At 74.1% G+C, this 1,262-nt stretch carries 2 protein-coding genes; one reads left to right on the forward strand and one right to left on the reverse strand.

Features of this window, described 5'->3' with window-relative positions; translation table 11 throughout:
- Positions 1-286, reverse strand: a 286-nt coding sequence (locus AC27IO_RS24375) for a cupin domain-containing protein (RefSeq protein ID WP_498741236.1), incomplete at its 3' end; no start/stop codon positions are given.
- 107 nt (positions 287-393) lie between these two features.
- Between AC27IO_RS24375 and AC27IO_RS24380 the strand changes: the two genes are divergently transcribed.
- Positions 394-1,262 (forward strand): MFS transporter (locus tag AC27IO_RS24380; RefSeq protein WP_498741237.1); only part of this gene is annotated, 869 nt, incomplete at its 3' end.

Below are 1,262 nucleotides of genomic sequence, written 5' to 3' on the forward strand. Positions count from 1 at the left end.
CTGCGGGCGCGATGGCGAAGCGCCGCACGCGCGCGACGCCGGGCTGGTCGGGCGCGTCGATCACGAACATCCGCGCGCCGGGCGGGGCCAGGAACGCGTGCGCCGTGCCGGCCGGAATGACCATGCCGCAGGTGGTGTCCACGAAGGCGGCGCGGCCCGCCACCTCCAGCTCCATGCGCCCGTGCAGCGCGTAGAGCACCTGCGCGTGGCCGTGCGCATGCGCGGCGTGTTCGCCGCTGTAGCAGCGCACCGAGCAGGTGGGATGGAGGACGGCGGCAGGGCCCATGGCGCGCATCGTAGCGGCACGGCGCGCGCACGGCCGGCCCACCCGGGGAAGGGGTGCGGATAATCCCTGCGATCCCCCTACCCGGCCCGACCCGCCCACCCCTTCCGATGCTCCCAGACCACGCCCCCGCCACCGCCCCCCGCCGCAGCTGGCGCGAGGCCTGGCTCGTCTACCTCGAACCGGCCAGCCTGCGCATGCTGGCGCTGGGGTTCTCCGCCGGACTGCCGCTGCTGCTGGTGCTGGGCACGCTGTCGTTCTGGCTGCGCGAGGCGGGCCTGGACCGCACCACCATCGGCTACCTGAGCTGGGTGGGCCTGGCCTACGCGTTCAAGTGGGTGTGGGCGCCACTGGTGGACCGCATGCCGCTGCCGCTGCTCACGCGCTGGCTGGGGCGCCGGCGCGGCTGGCTGGTGGTGTCGCAGGCGATGGTGATGGCGGGCCTCGTGGGCATGGCGTTCAACGACCCGCGCGTGGCGCTCGAACCACTGGTGTGGTGCGCGCTGGCCGTGGCGTTCGGCTCGGCCACGCAGGACATCGCGCTCGACGCCTTCCGCATCGAATCGGCCGACGCCGACCGCCAGGCCGCGCTGGCCGCCACCTACCAGACGGGCTACCGCCTGGCGATGATCTGGGCCGGCGCGGGCGTGCTGTGGGTGGCCGCGCGCGCCGAACTGCCCGGCCTCGCCGGCTACCAGCACGGCGCTTGGCAGGCCGCCTACCTCACGATGGCCGCCTCGATGCTGGTGGGCACCGCGACCGTGCTGCTGTCGCGCGAGCCCGTGCCGCGCCCGCTGCCGCCCGCGCGCAACCCGGCCGAGTGGCTGCGCGGCGCGCTGGTCGATCCGTTCGCGGACTTCATCGGGCGCTACCGCTGGCAGGCGGCGCTGATCCTGGCGCTCATCGCCGTGTACCGCATCAGCGACGTGGTGATGGGCATCATGGCCAACCCGTTCTACGTGGACATGGGCTACACCAA

This window comes from Acidovorax sp. KNOB132 (assembly GCF_057541515.1).